This window comes from Vibrio sp. 10N.222.46.A1 (assembly GCF_041473595.1).
GTDB classification, from domain to species: domain Bacteria; phylum Pseudomonadota; class Gammaproteobacteria; order Enterobacterales; family Vibrionaceae; genus Vibrio; species Vibrio tasmaniensis_A.
Window position 1 is genome coordinate 1 of sequence record NZ_JBFRSN010000419.1, and the last position, 751, is coordinate 751.

Annotated in this window: 1 protein-coding gene; it reads right to left on the bottom strand. The window is 47.8% G+C overall.

The window, feature by feature from the left end; translation table 11 throughout:
• Nucleotides 1–751: NAD(P)-binding domain-containing protein (locus AB4496_RS13005; protein ID WP_372131107.1), on the bottom strand; the 751-nt coding region annotated here is incomplete at both ends.

Consider the following 751-nt stretch of genomic DNA (forward strand, 5'->3'; position numbering starts at 1 on the left):
CTTCGTAAGCATCACGAATGTTGCCTAGGAATGCAGAACGGATGATACAACCGCCACGCCACATAAGTGCAACGTTACCGTAGTTTAGATCCCAACCGTTTTCGTTCGACGCTTCACGCATTCGCATGAAACCTTGAGCGTAAGAGATGATCTTAGAAGCAAGTAGAGCCTGACGGATTGCATCAACCCACTCTTGCTTGTCGCCTTCAACTGGAGCAACAGTCTTACCGAACAGTTTCTCAGCTTCAACACGTTGATCTTTAAGTGCAGACAGGCAACGAGAGAATACAGACTCAGTGATTAGAGTCAGTGGGATACCCATGTCTAGTGCGTTAATACCTGTCCATTTGCCCGTACCTTTTTGGCCAGCAGTGTCTAGGATCTTCTCAACTAGCGCTTCACCGTCTTCATCTTTGTAACCAAGGATATCAGCAGTGATTTCAACTAGGTAGCTGTCTAGCTCAGTTTTGTTCCAGTCAGCAAATACAGCCTGCATTTCGTCGTGGTTCATACCTAGGCCATCTTTCATGAACTGGTATGCTTCAGTGATAAGCTGCATGTCACCGTATTCGATGCCATTGTGAACCATCTTAACGAAGTGACCAGCACCGTCGTTACCAACCCAATCACAACAAGGCTCACCCGCGTCAGTTTTCGCAGAGATACCTTGGAAGATAGGCTTAACCGCTTCCCAAGCTTCAGGAGAACCGCCTGGCATGATAGAAGGACCGAAACGAGCGCCTTCTTCACC